This window comes from Bacillus sp. FSL K6-1012 (assembly GCF_037964915.1).
GTDB lineage: Bacteria > Bacillota > Bacilli > Bacillales > Bacillaceae > Bacillus > Bacillus halotolerans.
The window spans coordinates 188,201-208,606 of sequence record NZ_CP150175.1; the positions used below are offsets into that span (position 1 = coordinate 188,201).

General features: G+C 42.3%; 22 protein-coding genes and 2 pseudogenes. All 24 read left to right on the forward strand.

The window, feature by feature from the left end; translation table 11 throughout:
* Positions 1 to 38 precede the first annotated feature (38 nt).
* Positions 39 to 875: a hypothetical protein gene (locus NSS75_RS01120; protein ID WP_339235423.1), complete on the forward strand. Its 837-nt coding sequence runs from the start codon at positions 39 to 41 to the stop codon at positions 873 to 875.
* A gap of 38 nt (positions 876 to 913) precedes the next feature.
* The gene (locus NSS75_RS01125) at positions 914 to 1,885 is read left to right on the forward strand and encodes an XkdF-like putative serine protease domain-containing protein (RefSeq protein WP_339235426.1); all 972 of its coding nucleotides are present in this window, start codon (positions 914 to 916) and stop codon (positions 1,883 to 1,885) included.
* Between the two features lie 31 nt (positions 1,886 to 1,916).
* Positions 1,917 to 2,852: a phage major capsid protein gene (locus NSS75_RS01130; RefSeq protein WP_188323461.1), complete on the forward strand. Its 936-nt coding sequence runs from the start codon at positions 1,917 to 1,919 to the stop codon at positions 2,850 to 2,852.
* A gap of 11 nt (positions 2,853 to 2,863) precedes the next feature.
* Positions 2,864 to 3,217, forward strand: coding sequence for a YqbF domain-containing protein (locus tag NSS75_RS01135; RefSeq protein WP_339235428.1), 354 nt, complete (start codon positions 2,864 to 2,866; stop codon positions 3,215 to 3,217).
* Positions 3,218 to 3,222: 5 nt separating this feature from the next.
* Complete coding sequence (locus NSS75_RS01140; protein WP_339235431.1) at positions 3,223 to 3,615, forward strand: DUF3199 family protein; 393 nt, start codon at positions 3,223 to 3,225, stop codon at positions 3,613 to 3,615.
* A complete protein-coding gene (locus NSS75_RS01145; protein WP_339235434.1) occupies positions 3,612 to 3,974 on the forward strand; it encodes a YqbH/XkdH family protein in 363 nt (120 codons plus the stop codon). The genes NSS75_RS01140 and NSS75_RS01145 overlap by 4 nt, the downstream gene beginning before the upstream one ends.
* On the forward strand, positions 3,971 to 4,471 hold the full coding sequence (locus tag NSS75_RS01150; RefSeq protein ID WP_339235436.1) for an HK97 gp10 family phage protein: 501 nt from the start codon (positions 3,971 to 3,973) through the stop codon (positions 4,469 to 4,471). The genes NSS75_RS01145 and NSS75_RS01150 overlap by 4 nt, the downstream gene beginning before the upstream one ends.
* A 12-nt stretch (positions 4,472 to 4,483) precedes the next feature.
* Complete coding sequence (locus NSS75_RS01155; RefSeq protein WP_087991976.1) at positions 4,484 to 4,921, forward strand: DUF6838 family protein; 438 nt, start codon at positions 4,484 to 4,486, stop codon at positions 4,919 to 4,921.
* Positions 4,918 to 5,109, forward strand: a complete 192-nt coding sequence (locus tag NSS75_RS01160) for a hypothetical protein (RefSeq protein ID WP_326211711.1) — start codon at positions 4,918 to 4,920, stop codon at positions 5,107 to 5,109. The genes NSS75_RS01155 and NSS75_RS01160 overlap by 4 nt, the downstream gene beginning before the upstream one ends.
* Positions 5,110 to 6,510, forward strand: a complete 1,401-nt coding sequence (locus NSS75_RS01165) for a phage tail sheath family protein (protein WP_339235439.1) — start codon at positions 5,110 to 5,112, stop codon at positions 6,508 to 6,510.
* A 1-nt stretch (position 6,511) separates the two neighbouring features.
* On the forward strand, positions 6,512 to 6,955 hold the full coding sequence (locus NSS75_RS01170; RefSeq protein WP_014112406.1) for a phage tail tube protein: 444 nt from the start codon (positions 6,512 to 6,514) through the stop codon (positions 6,953 to 6,955).
* Positions 6,956 to 7,703: 748 nt separating this feature from the next.
* Entirely contained in the window at positions 7,704 to 8,153 is a 450-nt protein-coding gene (locus tag NSS75_RS01175; protein ID WP_339235443.1) for a phage portal protein, read from the forward strand.
* Positions 8,154 to 8,194: 41 nt separating this feature from the next.
* On the forward strand, positions 8,195 to 8,332 hold the full coding sequence (locus NSS75_RS01180; RefSeq protein WP_019713118.1) for a hypothetical protein: 138 nt from the start codon (positions 8,195 to 8,197) through the stop codon (positions 8,330 to 8,332).
* A 2-nt stretch (positions 8,333 to 8,334) separates the two neighbouring features.
* A complete protein-coding gene (locus tag NSS75_RS01185; RefSeq protein WP_339235447.1) occupies positions 8,335 to 13,548 on the forward strand; it encodes a phage tail tape measure protein in 5,214 nt (1,737 codons plus the stop codon).
* Entirely contained in the window at positions 13,541 to 14,200 is a 660-nt protein-coding gene (locus NSS75_RS01190; RefSeq protein ID WP_339235450.1) for a LysM peptidoglycan-binding domain-containing protein, read from the forward strand. Before NSS75_RS01185 ends, NSS75_RS01190 begins: the two co-directional genes overlap by 8 nt.
* A 12-nt stretch (positions 14,201 to 14,212) precedes the next feature.
* The gene (locus NSS75_RS01195) at positions 14,213 to 15,193 is read left to right on the forward strand and encodes a phage portal protein (RefSeq protein WP_339235452.1); all 981 of its coding nucleotides are present in this window, start codon (positions 14,213 to 14,215) and stop codon (positions 15,191 to 15,193) included.
* Positions 15,190 to 15,456: a DUF2577 family protein gene (locus tag NSS75_RS01200; protein WP_095843431.1), complete on the forward strand. Its 267-nt coding sequence runs from the start codon at positions 15,190 to 15,192 to the stop codon at positions 15,454 to 15,456. Before NSS75_RS01195 ends, NSS75_RS01200 begins: the two co-directional genes overlap by 4 nt.
* A gap of 93 nt (positions 15,457 to 15,549) precedes the next feature.
* Entirely contained in the window at positions 15,550 to 16,248 is a 699-nt protein-coding gene (locus NSS75_RS01205; protein WP_339235456.1) for an aspartate/glutamate racemase family protein, read from the forward strand.
* Positions 16,249 to 16,348: 100 nt separating this feature from the next.
* On the forward strand, positions 16,349 to 16,774 hold the full coding sequence (locus NSS75_RS01210) for a DUF2634 domain-containing protein (protein ID WP_101861091.1): 426 nt from the start codon (positions 16,349 to 16,351) through the stop codon (positions 16,772 to 16,774).
* Positions 16,767 to 17,813: a baseplate J/gp47 family protein gene (locus NSS75_RS01215; RefSeq protein WP_339237527.1), complete on the forward strand. Its 1,047-nt coding sequence runs from the start codon at positions 16,767 to 16,769 to the stop codon at positions 17,811 to 17,813. The genes NSS75_RS01210 and NSS75_RS01215 overlap by 8 nt, the downstream gene beginning before the upstream one ends.
* Entirely contained in the window at positions 17,797 to 18,375 is a 579-nt protein-coding gene (locus tag NSS75_RS01220) for a YmfQ family protein (RefSeq protein WP_339235460.1), read from the forward strand. Before NSS75_RS01215 ends, NSS75_RS01220 begins: the two co-directional genes overlap by 17 nt.
* A complete protein-coding gene (locus NSS75_RS01225; RefSeq protein WP_101861088.1) occupies positions 18,372 to 18,644 on the forward strand; it encodes a hypothetical protein in 273 nt (90 codons plus the stop codon). The genes NSS75_RS01220 and NSS75_RS01225 overlap by 4 nt, the downstream gene beginning before the upstream one ends.
* Positions 18,645 to 18,647: 3 nt before the next feature.
* Positions 18,648 to 18,911, forward strand: a pseudogene (locus tag NSS75_RS01230) (terminase); the annotation flags it as partial.
* Positions 18,912 to 19,589: 678 nt separating this feature from the next.
* Positions 19,590 to 20,399: pseudogene (locus NSS75_RS01235) on the forward strand (terminase); the annotation flags it as partial.
* Positions 20,400 to 20,406 lie beyond the last annotated feature (7 nt).

Below are 20,406 nucleotides of genomic sequence, written 5' to 3' on the forward strand. Positions count from 1 at the left end.
GTATAAGAATATAAGTTTTTTATTGGAAGGGGAAGCTGATGGTATTAACTAATGTTTGGAATTGGATACAAGAAAACGGTATTCTTGCTGCTGTCATAACTGGAGTAATAGCAATTCTATTTAATCAAAGGCAAAAAAATATTGATAGGTTTTATTCACAATCAGATGAAACCTTAGAAGTAATACTCGAACCTATGAATTACTTTTTGAAAGATATTAAAGAAACTGATAATGAAGACTCAAAATTAGATCTTATAGCAGATTTCTTTGAGAAGTACAATGGGAGGAAGGGCGAGTTATCAAAATTAAGAAATTTGGTATTGATAGATCAAATTACAGAGACAGAAGAATGCTTTAAAAAATACAGTAAAGATAAGAATGAGGAAAATAAAAAACAATTATTATTTAAAATGAGATTATTACAGCAAGAAGTTTTTAAAGAATATAAAAGTGTTTTTGTCTCTCTTAATAAAAATTATAATTGGTATAAAATAATTTTTAAAACCAATTATCTTTTAAGCGTTGTATTCATCTTAATTAGGTGGGTTAAAGAAACTCTTTCTTTTGTAGTTGGGGCTTCTGCTATTAGCTTATTAGTGATTTTACATGACAGGTATTTGGGAGAAGGTATCTTTAAAACTTGGTTAGTACCAAACCTGTATATTCTTACATCCTCAGCGGCTGCTTTATATATTTTTTGGATGTTCCATACCATGGTTTTAAAAGATACAATGCAAAGAAAAGATGAAATATCTCTAATACAAGAATGGTTAGAAAAAACGAAATTAGGAAAATGGATAAATGAAAATTTTTGGAAAAAAATAGAGAAGAGGATTGAAAGAAGGCGTGAGAGAAGGAATAGAAGACATCCTTAGTTCCAGTATTGAAGGATTTACTGAAAGGAGGTGAAATTATGCCAAGAGAATTGGTGAACGCAAAGATCACACACGTTTCTTATGTAGACAAGGCTGCTAATCAAAAGCAGTTCTTTTTTATGAAATCAGAAAAACAGCCGGACTTTCAAAAGGAAGTCAAGGTCCTTACGAAAGAAGCAGACGAGCAAAAACTTGTGTACGGTATCGTATATGAGCCTGATACAGTGGACGCCCACGGGGATTTCATGACAGCTGCAGAAATAGAAAAAGCCGCTCATGGATTTCTGAAAGATGCCCGTGAAATTGACAAGCAACATGATTTTCAGGGCGGCGTTGGCGCGGTGGTAGAGTCCTATGTCGCACCCGCTGACTTTGTAATTAATGGGGAACTCATCAAAAAGGGATCCTGGGTCCTTGTGACAAAGGCCTCCGAGGAAATATGGGAGGCAATCAAAAAAGGCGAGATCACCGGTTATTCTATGGCTGGCATCGCGGATATTGCAAAACAAGAAGAAAAGCCTGTTTCTCAAGAAAAACATGACGAGAAAGGGCTTTTTAATTTGCTCAAAAACTTTTTTGTTGGAAAACAACATCAATCATATGAAGAGCCAGTTGAAAAGGCAGGCCGTAAGTTCTCGGCTTCAAACCTACAAGAAATTAAAAGCGCTCATACCGCTCTCGGCAATTTGCTGAGTCAGGTAGAGACGGAAGGAGAGGAAGAAGAAATGAACGCAGAGGATGTAGCAAAATCCATCGAAGAAGCATTAGAGCCAATTAAGAAGCAGCTCGCAGAATTAGAAAAAGATGAGGATCTTAAAAAGAAAGATGAGAAAAAAGCAGAAGAGGAAAAAGAGGAAGAGAAGTTAAAAAAAGCTATTACTGATGCTGTTCAACCGCTTGCTGATCGTATTGAAGCGATTGAAAAAAGCCGCGGAATTTCTAAGCAAGATGAAACAACTTCCGAAACTGAAACACAAGTTAATAAATCAATCTGGTCAGGGCTCCTTTAAACCCTGACTCTTTTTATAAGGAGGAAATGAAGTGACAAACCAAGAGGCAATTAGAAAAGCAGAAATGACGCTGTCCAGTTTAAACACAGGCGGCTTAATGAACCCTACCCAAGCAGGTGCATTTATTCGCATGGTTCAAGATGCGCCAACTATTTTAAAGGATGCACGTGTCATTCCTATGGATCATGATACTCAGAAAATCGAAAAAATCGGGTTTGGCCAGCGTATTTTGCGGGCTGCACAAGAAGGAGTTGGGCTGACTAAGGATCAAAAGGCAGTTCCGTCAACCAGCACAGTTAACCTAAGCACAAAAGAAGTCATTGCAGAGGTTAACATTACCTATGACACACTTGAAAACAACATTGAAAAAGAAGGCCTGCAAAATACAATTATGCAAATTCTAGCGGAGCGGGCGGCAGTTGATATTGAGGAATTGATCGTTAATGGTGATAAAACTTCCTCTGATCCGTACCTTGCACAGCTGGATGGCCTTCGTAAACAAGCGATTTCTCATATCGTTGACGTAAATGGCGAAGAGCTAACAAGAGCAACCTTCAAGAAAGGTGTAAAAGCTGTGCCTTCTAAATATTTGCGGATTCCGCAGGATTTCCGTTTCTATACTTCACCGGGTCTTGAGGTCGAGTGGAAAGATCGTGTGGCTGATCGTCAAACAAATCTAGGGGATGCAGCTGTTCAAGGTGGCCTTTCTTCTGCTTTTGGTATTCCGGTTAAAGGGATTTCGAATATGCAGCCTTACACGATTGGTGAAGCGGATGCGACAACTGATGTTTCTGACATCATCCTAACCCATCCGAAAAATATCATTCTTGGTTTCTCTCGTAATATTAGAATCGAAGTTGATAAGGATATCCGCCGCCGTATGTTTGTTATCGTCCTGACAGCTAAGCTGGACAGCACATTCGAAGAGGAAGATGCTGTGGCTAAAATCGTGAAAGTGAAAGAGTAGGTGAATAAAAGATGGCCGACAAATATACAGCGGAGTTGATAGCAGGCCAGACATACGATGTTATGGGGTACGTCTTCCTGCTTAATCAAAAGCGCGAGGTGGAAAAGACCGTTTATTCTTATTTGAAGAATAATGACCAATTTGAATGTCATTTAATTAAAGAAGAGCCGAAAGAAACGGAAAAACCAAAAAGCGATGATGACACGGCATCAAAGAAGAAGTACACAGAAACAGAATTGAGGGGCATGAATAAAACTGAACAAGAAGCCATTGTTACTGATCTTGGCGGCAATCCGTCTGACTTCAAAAACGCAGACGAAAGAACTGCCTTCATCCTTAATCAGCAAGAAAACAGTGGGGAGTGAGCGGCGTGTTAATCACTCCTGCTGACCTTAAGAATTACACTGTTTTTGATTCTGTAAAGGATCGGTCTGATTCCCTTCTTACTCAGGACATCATAGAAGCTATAGCTGATATCACCTATCAAGTTGGCCATGATTTTTCTGGCCCAGAATACGATCCGCTTCCCGATACTGTTCGGCTCGCTTTATTGAAAATGGCGCAGTATTTCGCGTTAACAAATTCCGATGAGTCAATCACCAAAGGATATACAACCGAGAAGATCGGTGACTATTCATATTCTCTTGGAAACGGCAGCTCTATTCAAAAACCAGACGTCTACACACTCATTAAAGATTATGTGGTACCATCTGAGCCAAGTTTGGAAGGTACGGAAGTAAAAATGCGGATGAGGTCCATATGAGCTATCGATCTTTGTTAACTCATCGATGCGACGTTTATCACCTGCAGAATAAAGCAGAAAACAAAAAACAATCCTTTGGGGTGCCGGTTGAAAATGTTCAACCGGCTTTTTCATATCCTGAAGTTCCAGATATAGCGGGACAGCCGTGTTACTTCACAGAAAAGAACCAATCCATTGTGCAGCAGGAACCGAACACGGCCATATATCAATCATTTCTGGTCCATTTCCCAGCTTCTGTAGATATTCGATTGAACGACAGGATTATTTGGGAAGGTACAGCTTATAAATTGCAGAAGCCGCGGAAGATCAAGAATCATCATTGGGAAGTGACGGCAGTCCGGGAGGTGGAATACTTGTGAAGATAAAGGGCCTTGATCAGTTCATACAATCATTAAACCGGGCCTCTCGAGGAGGGCTACAAAGGAAATATGAGCAGTGGCTTGAAGCTATGGGTTTTGAGTTCCTAGACATCATCCAGGATGAAGTTATTAGAACGAAGACGGTAGACATACGCCGCTTGCTCAATTCCTTTCAGAAAGGTGACCAGGATAATATCTTTTCAATGGCATCAGGCAGCTTAAAACTGGATGTCGGAACAAATCTGGAATACGCCTCATACGTGAATGACGGGCACTTTACAATTGATCCATCTAAAAATCAGGATAGACGGTGGATCCCCGGCCGCTGGAAGGGTGAACGGTTCGAATATGATCCCGCTGCCAAAACCGGAATGCTGCTGAAATTTCAATGGGTGGACGGGTCCGGCTTTTGGGATAATGCTATGGCCATCTTTGAACTAATGTTTGAGAGAAGTCTTGAGCGGAAGCTGCAGCAGTGGATCGATGAAGAATTTTAAGGCGGTGCTGCCATGAATCAAGAAGTGGGCTCAATTATGGGCTACCTATACAAACTGTATCCTGTGCAAGTGTATGAAAAAGAAATACCGCAGGACTTTGTTGTCCCATCTCTTTACATTCCACCGGCTTCCACAGTCGATGGGGTGGACACAGTATCTACGTTTCAAAAATCCTATGTTTTAAACGTGAAACTCTTTCACAAAAACGCGCAGGAGGCTCATAACGAAGCGGAAAGGATTGCGGATACACTTAGAAGTAAGAGAGGATTAATTCCGCTCATACGGGAATCTGGTGAAGATACGGGGGATTTTATTCGCTTATCACGTATAGAAACCCGAATCTCAGATGATTATGCGAGCATTGTTCTAAATTGGACGAGTCGCTATTGGTATGAACGAGAACAGCATCCTTCTCTTGAAAACTTTGATTTTACAAGCGGGGTGAAATGATGGCCACTAAAAAAGAGAAAGCGGAAAACGCTTTTTATATTAAGGATTTGCGAGAGCACAGTCGAGAGCTCTTTGGGGTGAAGCCCGAGGTGTTTGACGGTGCTCTTTTTCATGCAGAAAAAAACAGCATCACTAAATCAGAAGCGAAGAAGCTGATCACTCAGTTTCTTCAGAAGGAGGTCAAATAGATGAACGGCGGAACATTTACAGTCGGCAAGGAAAAAGAGCGTGTCGGTATTTATTTTAACTTTAAAACGACCGCAGAGGATCGGGTATCAGTAGGCGAACGCGGAACAGTTGCACTGCCGATAGCGTCCAGCTGGGGAGAGGTTAAAAAATTCATTTCTATCTCTTCCATCGAGGACTTGAATAAAAAAGTGGGGCTTAACATCGATGATCCATCACTTTTGCTTTTGCGTGAGGCAATGAAGAAGGCGAGTACAGTCTTGCTTTACCGTTTGACGGAGGGGCTGCGTGCTCAAGCAGATATTAGCGAAGGCGTAAAGGCAACCGCTCTTTATGGCGGGACTAAAGGAAATGACATCATTATCAGAATTACAGAAAACGTTATTGATTCTTCAAAAGTGGATGTCACAACCTATCTTGATCAGTCAGAAGTCGATAAGCAAACAGTATCGAAAGCTGAGGAGCTGAAAGCAAATAAGTTTGTCGAGTTCACAGGCAAAGGGGATCTAACAGTTTCGATTCCACTAACAGGCACAGCTCCGGAGGACGTCAGCGGGGATCTTCCGGCATCTTCCGGAATCCGCTTGTCCGGTGGAACAGACAAGACACCGACAAATGCTGATTACACAGCTTTCTTGGAAGCGGCTGAAACTGAATACTTTGACACAATCGCGCTGCCTGTTGAGGATAACGAGCAATTGAAAGCGACGTTTGTCGCATTCATCAAGCGGCTGAGAGACAATCAAGGCTTAAAGGTTCAAGGTGTACTCTCTAATTACAAAGGTGATCACGAAGGCATTATCAATGTCACAGGTGGGGTTCTGCTTGAAGATGGAACAGAGATCACTCCGGAAAAAGCCACTGCTTGGGTAGCCGGCGCCAGTGCGGGTGCTACGTTCAATCAGTCGCTTACGTTTGTAGAGTATGCAGGAGCGGTGGACGTCCTTACACGATTGGATAATGACCAGGTAATTCAGCGGCTGGCGAATGGGGAATTCCTGTTTACTTATGATTCTCGAGACAAATCTGTTTCAGTTGAAAAGGATATTAACTCACTCACAAGCCTAACAGCAGAGAAAAATAAGATGTTCCAAAAGAACAAAATTGTCCGTGTGCTGGATGCAATCAATAATGATCTGACATCTCAATTGAAAGCACTGATTAAGTCACGTAAAGCGAGCGGCAGCGATGTTCCTGCTACAAATGACGGCCTTCAATTCGTGAAAACATTGATTACTCAATACTTGAGTGTTCTTCAAGATAACGGGGGCATCACCAATTTTGATTCAGAGAATGACATCACAATTGCTCTCAATAGTGATCGTGACGGTTTCCTGATTGATCTTGCTGTGCAGCCAGTTGATGCAGCTGAGAAATTCTACTTTAACGTGGAGGTGAAGTAAGGTGGCTTTTAAAGCGCAGAATACGATATCTGGTAAAGAGGGACGCCTTTTCTTGGACGGTGAGGAACTGGCGTTTATCAAAACATTTGAAGCGAATGTGGAGAAAAATAAATCGGAAGTCAACGTTATGGGGCGTCGCATGACCGGTCATAAAACGACAGGCGCAAACGGAACAGGCACAGCGACATTCTATAAAGTCACGTCCCGCTTTGTGCAGCTGATGCTGAACTATGTGAAGAAAGGCGAAGATCCTTATTTCACGCTTCAAGCGGTTTTAGACGATGCGTCTTCCGGCCGTGGAACTGAGCGTGTCACGCTGTATGATGTGAATTTTGACTCTGCGAAAATTGCAGGGCTTGACGTTGATTCTGAGGCATTAGAGGAAGAGGTACCGTTTACCTTTGAGGACTTTGATCTTCCTGAAAAGCTGAAGGACACATTTTAATAATCAATTGTAATGCATTTCATGAAATGCATTACAATTCTTATTGAAAAATTCTAGAACAACAATTCCAAGGAAAAGTAGTAGAACCTAGAGAAAACTAGTAGAATCTGGGGGAGAGTAGTGGAATCTTAGGAAATTCTAGAGAATCTAGTACATTACCACTTGATAACTCTGATTGTTAGCATTAATATTGATGTTAACAAGTTAACTTTAGTACTAACTTTAGTATTAGTATCAATGTTAGTACCAATATTAAAGGCATTAAGGTATTCATGAATACCGATGTAATGCATTTCGTCATTCTTGATTTTCTATGTATTTCTTTCACGAGAAATGCATAAAATAAAAAAATACCGGAGTGCTCCAACACTCCGGCCTGTACACAAGCTGTCCTTAGGGGGCTTGCTCGCATATTTTTCATGATAGACTTATCCCTTCAAGTTTCCACGCTCAAGGGAGGTCTATTTTTTATTTTTATAAGTCAACAAGGCAACAATTAAAGAACCCAAACCAATTAATGATGATTGGAAAGCAATCAATACCATTAGAGCTTGGTAAGCTTCAGTTGACATTCTATCACCCCCTTTCTAAAGGGGATGCAAGACCTCCCATACGACGCTTTATGTACGATTTTCATTATACTGGTAAGCACATCTTTTTGTAAAATTCCACCCTTGTGAATTTTATTCAAAAAGCATGTGCTTTTTTTATTGCCTAATACATCAAAACAAAAAGGAGCTAATAAAACATGAGCGAAAAACAAAATGAAAAAGTATATGATCTTTCATTCTTTATGCCAGGACAAACAATCGAAGCGGAAGAGGTAGAAGTTCCGATTTCTAAACGATTCGTAGACAAAGCAGGCAAGGTTATTCCTTTTGTGTTCAAAGCCATTACTACGGAACGTATTGACGAGCTGGAGAAAGAAAATACCACTTACAAAAATGTAAAAGGCCGCGGCCGCGTGAAAGAGTTGGACAGCCAACGCTTCTATGCTCGTATTGCCGTTGAATCGACTGTTTATCCAAACTTTAAATCTAAAGAGCTGCGTGAAGCTTACAAAACAGAGGATCCGGTGGAAGTTGCAAAGCGTGTTCTTTCTGTTGGTGGTGAGTATGCGAACTGGCTAAATAAAGCAATTGAAATCAACGGGTTTGAAGACGATCCAGAAGATCTCGAAGAAGCAGCAAAAAACTAATAGAGGGCGGGGATAAAGAGACCGTCTATCTTTATTACGCTATGCATGAGCTCAAATATTCCCCGTCTGAATTACGTGAGTTATATGAGGCGCCGAGAGAATTCAAGGCGCTTCTATATGGGTTAATCAGTTACAAGCTCGAGCTGTTAGAAAAGGAAGCGAAGAAGGGAGGTAATTAACTATGGCTAAACTAACAGCTACATTTGATTTACATGATAAGATTTCCCGCAAGCTTCGAATGATACAAGGAAATGCAGAAAGACTTCAGAGGGCCGCTAATGGCCCTCTTATTTTTGATGCTGAAGATCGAACTGAGCGGGTTATGAGACGGATTGACAGATCAGCAAGCCGCTTGACGGGACGGTCCCGATCGCTTGAAGTCGGTTTAGATGATCGGGTTACGAATGGTTTACATTCTATACGCCAACAAACAGAGGATCTTACTGAAGGCAGCCATGAGGTGACAGTTTCCGTTAATGATCAGGCTACACCGCGTTTCCGCTTAATTCGAGGAGGCCTTTCAGATTTGAACCGCTCACACGCTGAACCTACTGTTTCAGTCCGTGATCATGCATCAAGTGAATTAGACGAGATTCGCCGCCATGTGTCCGATGTAGACGGCGAACATGCTGAGCCTACTGTTTCTATTAAGGACAAGGCTTCAGCGGTTCTGGATGCAATTGAAGCAAAATTAGACGGTCTGAAAAACGCTGCTGTCACCCTGGCAGTTGGCGGCGGACTGTCGGCTGGTGCAATTATGGGCAGCGGGAAAAGCGCCATGTCCCAAGACGCCTATGTTTCAGCGACTTCGAATGTCAGCAAAAAAGACGCTGCTAGAATGACAGATCAGATCTATTATGACAATAAAGCGGGAGGATCCCGGGAAGAAGTCAGCTTATCTCTGAGAACCTTGTCACAACAGACTGGAGCATCTAAAAAAGCCTTGGCTGAATTGACTGAGTCTTCTAGCAAGATCGCACAGCTCATGAATGCTGATCAGGCGGAAGTGGACCGGGCCTTTAGCTCAATGTATAACAACTTGAAAATGTCTGGGAAAGACAGCGGAGATTTAATCGCTTATGTGTACCGGAACGCCGGTGATCAGGCTGACGATTTGCTGGACACGATGAATGAATACAGTTCCACCTTTAAGGACATGAAGCTTACAGGCGGCCAGATCGCTAATGCCATGATTAAAGGGACAAAGGGCGGGGCTAGGAACTTTGACAACCTCGCTGACAGTATGCGTGAATTTAACATCCGCCGTACTGAAATGTCTGATAGTCAAGTGGACGCGTTTAATTCGCTATTCGGTGCCAAAGAAACAGAGAAGATGTTCAAAGGGTTTAAAGACGGCTCAATTAGTGGTCAAGAAAGCTTATTTAAGGTAGCTGACGCCCTATCAAAAGTCAAAGACAAGACTAAGCGGGCATCTATCGCCACAGAGCTAATAGGAACGCAATATGAAGATCTGAAGCAGCCGATTTTAGATATGGCTGAAGGCATTGGCACAAGTGCAAAAACAAGCGGTGAACTGGAACGCAGCTTTTCTAAGCTTAGGGATAATAACCCGATGACACCGATTAATGACGCCATGCGGGATTTTGAAAGCATATCTAAGGATATGGGAACCTCACTGCTTACCGGTTTAGGCCCAGCCTTTGACAAGATCGACTCGTTCCTAAACAGCAAGGAAGGTCAAGAAAAACTCAAAGAGATCAAAAAAGATATTACTGATCTTGGCGAGGCGATAGGTGACAAGCTGAATGTGGCCATTGAGTGGACGGTGAATCATTGGGACGACTTAAAAACAGCCTTTAAAGTTGTAATCCCGTCTTTAATTGGATTGATTGCATATTTGAAGATCCTTCGCCCGCTCTTAAAAGGAATTGGGACTGTCGGAAGTGACGCAGCGGGAGTGATTCGAAGGTTAATTCCGAACCGGACACCGGATGCTGATCCTAACACACGAAGCGGCAGTAGAAATGGAAGGGCTGCTCGTAATGCCAGTACAAGAGGCGGAGGATCCAGATCTTCCTCAGGTCCGACAAGTTTACCACGTAGCGGCGGCTTAACGTGTTGCTGTTGTGGTGGAGGTGCCGGGAATGGTCGTAGTCGAAGAGGAAGAGGTTCTTCAGGGCGGCGCGGGAATCCAACCAGTGTGAACCCTTCTAATAGATCTATTACTGTGTCATCCGAACAGCTAGAAAGAAGGCGTTCAGGAAGAACAGCAACTGATCCTGTTAGAAGCGCAGGTTCGAGAGCTTCAGTAAACACCACCAGATCAGAACTTAGTGCAGCAGGCCGAGCGACAGGCGGAGCCTCGAAGTTCGGGAGAGTTTTAAGTCCTCTGAAAAGTGTCGGCAAATTCGCGAAAGGTATCCCTCTTTTGGGAACTGCATTAGCGGCAACCGATTTGCTCGGGATGAACAAAGAAAATGCAGGTGAGAAAGTTGGTTCTTTCGCCGGGAATCTTGGCGGAGCTGCTGCAGGTGGAGCCGCAGGAGCAGCCATTGGTTCTGTTGTCCCTGTTGTCGGCACTGCGGTTGGCGGAGTTGTCGGTAGTATCGCAGGCGGTATAGGGGGTTCTGATTTAGGATCCTCTATTGGCAAATGGTTTGATGATGGCGGCGCTTCAAAAGCATGGGATGGAATTGTAGACGGTGCAGGAAATGCCGTCGATTGGATCGAGGATACTTGGTCTGATTTTTCGGATTGGTTTATGGATAATGTCTGGACCCCTGTTAGTGATTGGGCTGGAGATAAGATTGATAAGATCACTGACAAATTCGAGGATGCTAAGAAATGGCTAACTGATACTTGGAATGACGTATCATCCTGGTTTGTGGATAACGTGTGGACACCTATTTATAACACGGCAGTTCCAATTATAAATTTAGTAGTAGGTGCTTTTTTATTTGCGTGGGATGGTATCAAGGCTCTCTGGAAGATTGTTTCAACTTGGTTCATGGATAATGTCTGGAATCCAATTAGTAATGCAGTTGCAACTGTTGCCGGCTGGATACAAGCACATATTGATTATGCGCGAATCTGGATCCAATTAAAATGGCTTCAGGTGGCAACTTGGTTTTATGACAACGTCTGGAACCCAATCAGTACAGCAGTTAGTAACGTAGCAAATTGGATTTGGACGAAGATCAACGAAGCATGGACTTTTATTTCAGATTTATGGTCTACAGTTTCAACTTGGTTCATGGATAATGTTTGGACTCCGGTAAGTGATGCTGTTACTAATGCAGCAAGCTGGATATGGACAAAGCTTAACGAAGCATGGACGTGGATATCTGACAAGTGGAGTGCAGTTTCAGCTTGGTTTAGTGAAAATGTATGGAATCCAATTGTTTCAAAGGTAGAAGATGCGAAGAAATCAATTTCGGAGAAATTTGAGTCAGCTAAAAAAGCTGTTAAAGATGCCTGGAATGGTATTTCTGATTGGTTTAGTGAAAATGTAGGAGAACCCCTTGGAAAGATAGCTGACGGAATTAAGGAGAAATTTGAAGATACCTTCTGGTGGGTCATTAAGCTAAAAGGGTTAGCTGACGCCGGAGGGGAGATCATAGGCAATATCATAGGGAGAGGTGAGGAAGCTACTGGAATGACACCAAAGAAATCCGGTAAGTCTTCATCTAGTAAAAATACTAGCGGTGGCGGAGGAATTTCTAGTCTTGTTCAGTCGCAGTCATCAGCGCCTCCAAGTATTTTCCCTAAACAAAAGAGCGTTCTTGAAAGGAATGCGACGGGTGGCTATATTACGAAACCGACCATTTCATGGATTGGCGAAGCGGGTAAAGAGTTTGTGATCCCTGTTGATAACAACAAGGGCCGCGGTAAAATGCTTCTTTCTCAGGCTGCTTCTAAACTAGGAATGAGTGTTGTTGACGACATGGCTTCTGCTTCATCTGCAGGTGGAGAAGCTGCTGTATCTCCATTAGCCGGTGGATCAACAGTTTCCGCTACAGTATCTCCTACCGTTGACACATCGAGCCTTAATGAACAGGCTGCTTCTTTCGGTCAACAGTTCACGCAGGGCTTTGATCAAGGTATTGGCGATAATGTCGTTTCAATGGAGGCTTGGAAACAGAAAAACGTTGGCCAGCCTATGAAAAATTTGATCACCTACTCTCCGAATTACGGAAAACAGGTGATCAATGGTTATGCCAATGGTCAGAATGGCACAGCAACCGGAACAGATGGCTTCCTGCAGACGAAAGTCAAAACACCATTCCAGAACACTGTGAATAAATCCTCTTCATGGGGAACCGGTACAATCAAAGGGTTTGCTTCCGGTCAAAATAGTTCACAAACTGGCACTGATCAGTACGTTAATACTCATGTTAATAAGCCGTTTTTGCGATCTAAAGAATCATCAAACGGCTGGGGTAGCGGCATGATCGGGAATTTTGTTTCAGGTATGACTTCAAAGGCAAGTGAAGTCCATGAAGCCGCCAAGGAGCTGGCGAAAAAAGTTGAGAAGGCATTCCGTGAAGAGTTAGACATTCATTCTCCTTCTCGTGTCATGATGAGCTTGGGGCGTTTCGCATCTGTTGGTGTTGTAAAAGGTCTGGATTCTGTCGATGTGAAAAAATACGCTGAGAAGCAAGCCGGTTCACTGGCAGCTGCTTATTCCGGAATGGGTGCAATGGGCGGAAATGTGAAACAGTGGCTCGTGGCTGCGATGATGGCCACAAAGACACCGTTAAACTGGCTTCCAGGGTTAATGACAATTGCAAAGTATGAATCTGGTGGAAATCCAAACTCTATTAACCTGTGGGATAGTAACGCGAAGGCAGGCAATCCATCCCAAGGGCTCATGCAGACAATACCGACCACCTTTAATGCACATAAAGCGCCGGGCATGGGTAACATCAGAAATCCAATTCACAACGCTGCTGCCGCGATCGGCTACATTAAAAGCAGATACAGCTCAATTGACAATGTGCCTGGCATTAAAAGCTTGAGACATGGCGGTCCGTATGTTGGTTATGCTAACGGCGGCCTGATCACAAAAGAACAAATTGCTCGTGTCGGGGAAGGAAATAAACGTGAATGGATCATTCCGGAAGAACGGGGGATCCGCGGGCGCTATTTGTTAGCTCAAGCAGCTAAGGCGCTCGGCATGGAAGTCACAGACCCGGCTCAAACCGGTCAAACTGAACTACCATCAGGCCAAGTCACAGCTGCTACCGCAGGAAGCAATCAAACAACTGTGACAGCTGCAGGCGGTAAAGAGGTTGTCATTCAGTTTAATGGTGATCAGCATTTTTATAATGATCAAGACGTGAACAGCTTTGTCTCTAAAATTAAGCAGGCCCTTATCGATGAACTTGAACAAGATATCAACATTGGAACGAAGGGAGTCGTTGCGTTTGACTAGATCCGTTTATGAATTTTGGATTTCACAAGGGAAGGACAAGCTGCGGCTTCCTGTCCTTCCTGAACAAATTGATATATCCAACACAATTCAAAATGAATCAGTAAAAGTGGCCAGTTTTGGGGAGATCACTTTTATAGATAAACCGGGAGCGAAAGAGATTTCGTTCTCTTCTTTTTTTCCGAAGAAACACAGCCCGCTTGCTGAGTATAAGGGATTTCCTTCTCCTGAAAATGCTATCGCTAAGATTGAGAAATGGGCGAAAGCAAAAAAGCCAGTTCAATTTTTGATTACTGGCACGAAAATAAATTTCACCTGCAGCATTGAGGGTTTTTCTTATAGTGAGGGACAAAAAGACATAGGTGATCGTGACTTTGAAATAAAGCTGAAGGAATACAAAACCGCTTCGCCGCGGAAGATCAAGCAGAAGAAAAAGACGAAGATGAAACGGCCATCTAAATCAGCTCCTAAAACATACACCGTTAAGAAAGGCGATACACTGTGGGACCTTGCCGGCAAGTTTTATGGAGACAGTACAAAATGGCGCAAGATCTGGAACGTAAATAAAAAGGCTATGATTAAGCGTAGCAGACGGAATATTAGACAGCCAGGACACTGGATCTTTCCTGGTCAAAAATTAAAGATACCGCAATAAGCAGGTGATGACATGATAGAACTTTTCGTCATTAAAGAAACGGAATGGCTTGAGCTGGTAACTGAAAGTGTTTCACTCGAGGGACAACGGTATCAGGCGCCGCGATCGATCACAGCAAAGATCGTAACGAAACAAGGAACCCATTCATATTACAGTGTATCTGAAGGGGATACGGTTCTGTTTAAGTGGAAGGGCAAAGAACTGTTCCGGGGCATTGTGTTTTCTCGCAATCCGGAAGAACACGGGCTGACCTTTACGGCTTATGATATGCTGCAATATCTGGTCAAAAACAAGGATGTTTATGTGTTCTCTAATAAGCGTGCAGATGAGATCATAAAACGCCTGGCAAGAGACTTTCAGATTCCCACGACGTCCATTGCAAACACAGGTCATACAATTAAATCACTTGTGTTCAAAGACGATACGAGCCTTTATGACATGATTCTGAAAGCCTTGAAACAAACGAAAAGCCAAACCGGAAGGAATTATCAATTATATTCTGCGAAGGGGAAGCTTGGCCTTCGCGCTTGGCCTGATCCGTCAGAAGTATGGGTGCTGGAGACGGGTGTGAACATCACCGGATATCAATACAGCACTTCAATTAATGACACGGCCACAAAAGTAAAGCTGCGGCGTCAAAAAGACAATAAAACATACACAGCCACCGCAAGCGACAGCTCAGGCATCAGTAAATATGGTGTGCTTCAGTATGTCGAAACGGTTTCTGATAACATTAACCAGGCGCAGCTTCAGGAGCGTGCGAAAGTCAAACAGGCACAGAAAAAGGGTGTAAAAAAAGAACTCAAAAGTATTCAAGCGATTGGTATTTCGGATCTTCAGAGCGGATTGCCCGTCTATATCTTAATTCCGGAAGTCGGGGTTAAGAAGACATACTGGATCGATACAGACAAACACGAATTTAAAGGATCCACGCACACGATGACCATTGATGTTGTGGAGAAAAACTCTATTCCTGATGGTGTTTCCTCATGAGACTAAGTGAAGCGATCAAGCATTTGGCTGTCGGTGCCGTTGGTTCAGAGTCGCCGGTGGATATTCTGCCGGCTGAAGTGGTTTCCGTTTCTCCTGTTGAAATTAAACTTAATGAAAATGAAAAGCTAATTATTCCGTCTGATTTGATTATTATTCCTAAGCGGCTGCGCGCTGGAGGAGATGAAGAACTAAAGATGGGCGAGAATGTGATGGTTGTCTCCTTAAAAGGCGGTCAATCATTTTTTATTCTCGATAAAATTTAATGATAGTAATCCTGAAAAAATAAATAATTGTATAGACCTAATCTATGCTTTAGAATAACTATAATATTTTGAAAATTTTATCCGAGGTGGGTTATGAAAACTATTGGTCTAATTGGTGGAATGAGTTGGGAATCTTCAGCTGAGTATTATCGAATTATCAATGAAGAAATAAAAAAGAAGTTAGGAGGGCTTCACTCGGCAAAATGCCTTTTATACAGTGTTGATTTTAAGGAAATTGAACATTATCAATCCTTAGGGGCTTGGGATAAAGCAGGTGAAGCTTTAGGGGAAGTTGCAAAATCATTAGAAAAAGCAGGTGCAGATTTTATTGTAATATGTACAAATACTATGCATAAAGTTCTTGGATATATCCAAGAAATGATCACTATACCTATTTTGCATATTGCTGATGCAACTGCAGAACAAATTATTAGACAAGACATTCGCTCAGTAGGATTGCTTGGTACTAAATATACGATGGAACAAGATTTTTATAAATCACGTATTGCGTCTCATGATATTAATGTCATTGTTCCTAATGATGATGAAAGGGAATTAATAAATAATATTATTTATCAAGAACTATGTCTAGGTGAAATTAAACAGTCTTCCAAAAATATTTATAAGAAGATCATAAATAATTTGGTGGATAGAGGAGCAGAAGGAATCATTCTTGGATGCACTGAAATTGGACTATTAGTAAAGGTAGAGGATTCAGAAGTGCCATTATTTGATACAACTTTAATCCATGCTCAAAAAGCAGTAAATAAATCCCTTTCGATTTCTTCTTAGAATGATTACTTCTTATATTTTAAAACCGCTCTTTAGGAGCGGTTTTTATTATGGTTCATTCAATCAATAAATGGAAGAACGTTATAGGAGTGTTTTTTTCATGACCCTTTCCCCAGAAATTGAATTTGAAGATATTGAAGATGACAGCGAAGTCATAGAGACCTCGCAAACGTACAAAATAGATTTTGAAAATGGCCGTATCACAAATGAAATCATCACAGGCCTTGAAGCGATCAAGCAGTTTGTATATTTATCCCTTCATACTGAGCGATACGCCTATTCTGTTTTCAGTCATGACATTGGAAATGAGCTTCAAGACGTCCTGGCAGATAATGAAACAACAGACGCATATAAGAAAATGGAGATTCCGCGGCTGATAGAGGAAGCACTGATCTATGACGATCGTGTTTCCTCTGTGTCAGATTTTGAAATAGAAAAACAAGGCGATTCGTTCCATGTTTCCTTTGCAGTCGAAACTGACGAGGGAACACTGGAGATCGAGGAGGTGCTTGGTGAGGATGTTTGAAGATCAAACCTTTGAAGAAATTTTGGACCGTATGCTGAACAGCATTTCCGCGGACATCGATACAAGGGAAGGCAGCGTTATCTATAACGCCTTAGCTCCTGCAGCTGCAGAATTGGCCAAGTCTTATATTTGGCTCGATACTGTGCTGGAACTTGTCTTCTCGGACACAGCACAAGGTGAATTCTTAGATCGTCGGGCTACAGAAGCCGGCATCGAGCGAACGGCTGCCACAAAAGCAGTCAGGGCGGCGGAGTTTACTGAAGGTGTAACCATTCCAGTGGGTGCCCGCTTTTTTGTCGAAAACCTCTACTTTCAATACACAGCAGACGGGACGTTGGAATGCGAAACAGCCGGAGACGCAGGGAACGCAAACATATCCGGCCAGAATCTATTGTCACTAGACACTATACCTGGACTTCAAAAGGCTATTGTGAAAGAAATCCTAATTCCTGGACGTGATAAAGAGGGTGATGACAGTTTAAGGGCTAGATATTTTACCCGCGTTCGCCGAGAAGCTGTCAGTGCAAATAAAGAGCATTATAAACAATGGGCGGAAGAAGTTGACGGAGTCGGAAAGGCAAAAATCTTTCCGCTTTGGAACGGGGACGGCACAGTCAAAATTGTTGTGACCAATGCTAACTTGGAACCTGCTTCCGATATATTGATTTCTAAGGTTAAAAACTATATTGATCCTGAACCAGGACAAGGCGAGGGACAGGCGCCGATTGGCGCCTTTGTCACAGTGGAGAGTGCGGTTTGGAAAGAGATTGAGATATCAGCTGAGGTGCTTCCCGAGGTCAACAGTTCTATTGATCAGGTGAAGAAAGAAATCGAATCAGGAGTTCTAAATCTCTTTAAAAAGATGGCGTTCGAAGACAATGTCATCCGCTTATCGCAGATCAATAATATTGTCTATAATTCACCCTCAGTAAGTGATTATGCAGATATTAAAATCAACGGCGTGGCCGAAAATTTGATTCTTAGTGACGTAGAAATTCCTAAGCTTGGGAAGGTGACAATCATTGAGCAAACTCGATGAAATGACCGCTTACTTGCCGCCGTTCCTTACCAAGTTGAAGGAAATGGCCGAACTCCTTCACGCTGAAGCTCCGGAATTTGAGAAGCAAAATAACAGCATCTTTGATCTAACAGATCAGCTGTTTGTTACAACAGCAACCTGGGGGCTTGAACGATGGGAAAAGATATTGAACGTGCCTCGAGAGTCCGGTGATACGTATGAAATCCGAAGGCTGCGACTAATCTCTAAAATGTCCAATATACCGCCGGCAACATATAAAGCCATTGAACAGGCATTGAACCGGTTCTTAAAGAATCCGTCCGCTCAGGTCCGGCTGCTTCCCGGAGAGTACCGTTTTAACGTGGATATTGATATAGATGATATGCAGCACATGAGCGAGCTCATAGAAACTTTGGAGAATATGAAGCCGGCCCACTTAGCATATACTCTGCGAGCTGCTTTGAATGAGCCGCTGCAGATAAAAGATACTGTCATTCTGAATAACAGAAGATATCGAAAGGTAAGTGAGTTAAAGGTGGGTTACTCCGTCACGCTCAATAATAACGAGGTGGTTTTAACATGATTTCACAAGTCTATAGAGAGCGTACAGCTGCAGATCTAAAAAGTAGAATATCAAAAGTGCTGCTGAATGGGAATGAAACAGAAATTGTGGAACTCACCATTCAGGGGGCGGTTGTCACGGTACTTACTCACCGGGAAGAAGATATCAAACACATTGAGAGTGTGCAGATTCTTGATGAACAAAACAACGTGATTACGGAAAGAACAACAGATTTAGACGTCAGTAATAACAGAACGTTGGATTTCAGATTTACTTTTGAGGTGGTGTAACAAATGGCATATGAATCAAAAACAGACTGGCTTCCGGATGATCCGATCAATGAGGATGATGTGAACCGTTGGGAGAAAGGCATTCAAGACGCGCATAAAGATTTAGCAGCACATAAATATGACATGAACAACCCTCACAAGGTGACAAAGGAACAGCTGGATCTGGGTAATGTTGATAACGTGCAGCAGGCAGCGAAAAAAGATTTTGATCTACACAATCAAGATCAGGAACGGCATATTACGAATGAAGAGCGCAGTAAATGGAATGGGGCGCAGCTATCCAAAATTACAAAAGACGATGGATCCATTCTTATTAACATCATCGGTCAAAGTTATGACTTTCATAGTGTCGTAGCAGGACAAAAAAAGACTTTTACTTTTTACATTTCGAGTGATGCCATTAATGCGCCGTCTCAATCGGCTCGTGGTATTTACTTGTATTCCTCCTCGGCCAATGGAGAAGCAATGGCAATGGCCACAGATGGCGGCTTTTGGAGAAAGTCATTAGTTAACGGAACCTGGTCAGATTGGATAAAGTACGAAACAAAAGAAGGATCAATAAAAAGATTGGCTGTTCACACTGATGATAAAGATATCCATGTTACTAAAAGTGATAAGGATAAATGGAATGGTGCTCAACTATCTAAAATTACAAATGATGTTGGGGGTGTATCTTTTGCAGTGAATGAAGGCGAAGATATGCTTCAGGCAATTATAGATAGAGGTAGAAGTATGGGCACCTTTTATGCAAATGGAAAAGCAGTAAATTCTCCTTCTACCGCCTCTACGAGAGGGTTTTATCAAATGACAAGCCAATCATCTGACGGTAAAGGCAGCTATGGCTGGGTTTATGCCATGGACTACAGAAATAATGTCTTTACGAATTATTGGGATGGTAATACTGTCGGATGGCAGGGGTGGAAGAAGCTAGAGACGGAAACCGCATCACAAGAGAAAGCTGATAAGGCTCTTTCTGATGCAAAAGCTTTTGTTCAAGATAACTTTACAAATCAAAAACTGACCGTTCTTACTGGAACAAGCGCAATTCAGGACGCGAGAACAAGCGGAGAATCATATCCGCTCGGACTTACTCTTATGGATATTGGCCAAGGAAATACGACCGGGTACCCTTTGCGATATGGCATTGTGAAAAATGAGAAGTATAATAATTCCCGCTTCACACAATATTTTTACGGCACAGGTAATGAGTCGGGAACTTATATTGACAGTACGGGTGTATGGGTCAGGCATTGGTGGAGTGGTTCCGGGTGGACAAAATGGGAGAAAATATCGGGTTTTGCTCATGCAAATGTGGGAACTACAGGTATTCAATACTTAAAAAAAGTTGACCATACTAAAATAGCCTTCAATAGAATAATCAAGGACAGTCACAATGCTTTTGACACAAAAAATAACCGGTTTGTTGCACCGAATGATGGAATGTATTTGGTTGGTGCAGGAATTTATGTGATAAACTCTCCTTCTTATATTAACCTTCATTTAAAAGCTTATTTAAATGGGAAGATATATAAAACGCTTCATCATATTCGTGGGTATTTTGAAAATAGAGATAATGAAATGTATCTTGGTTTAAATGGTAACGCAACTGTCCCAATGAACAAAGGTGATTACTTAGAAATCTGGTGTTATTGTAATTACGTGGGAGATGATCAAAGGGGCGTGGACAATAAGGATGGATCGTTTAACTTTATTGACATACAGGAATTAGGCGGAAGAAATTATCCAAGAGTTTAGGAGGTAA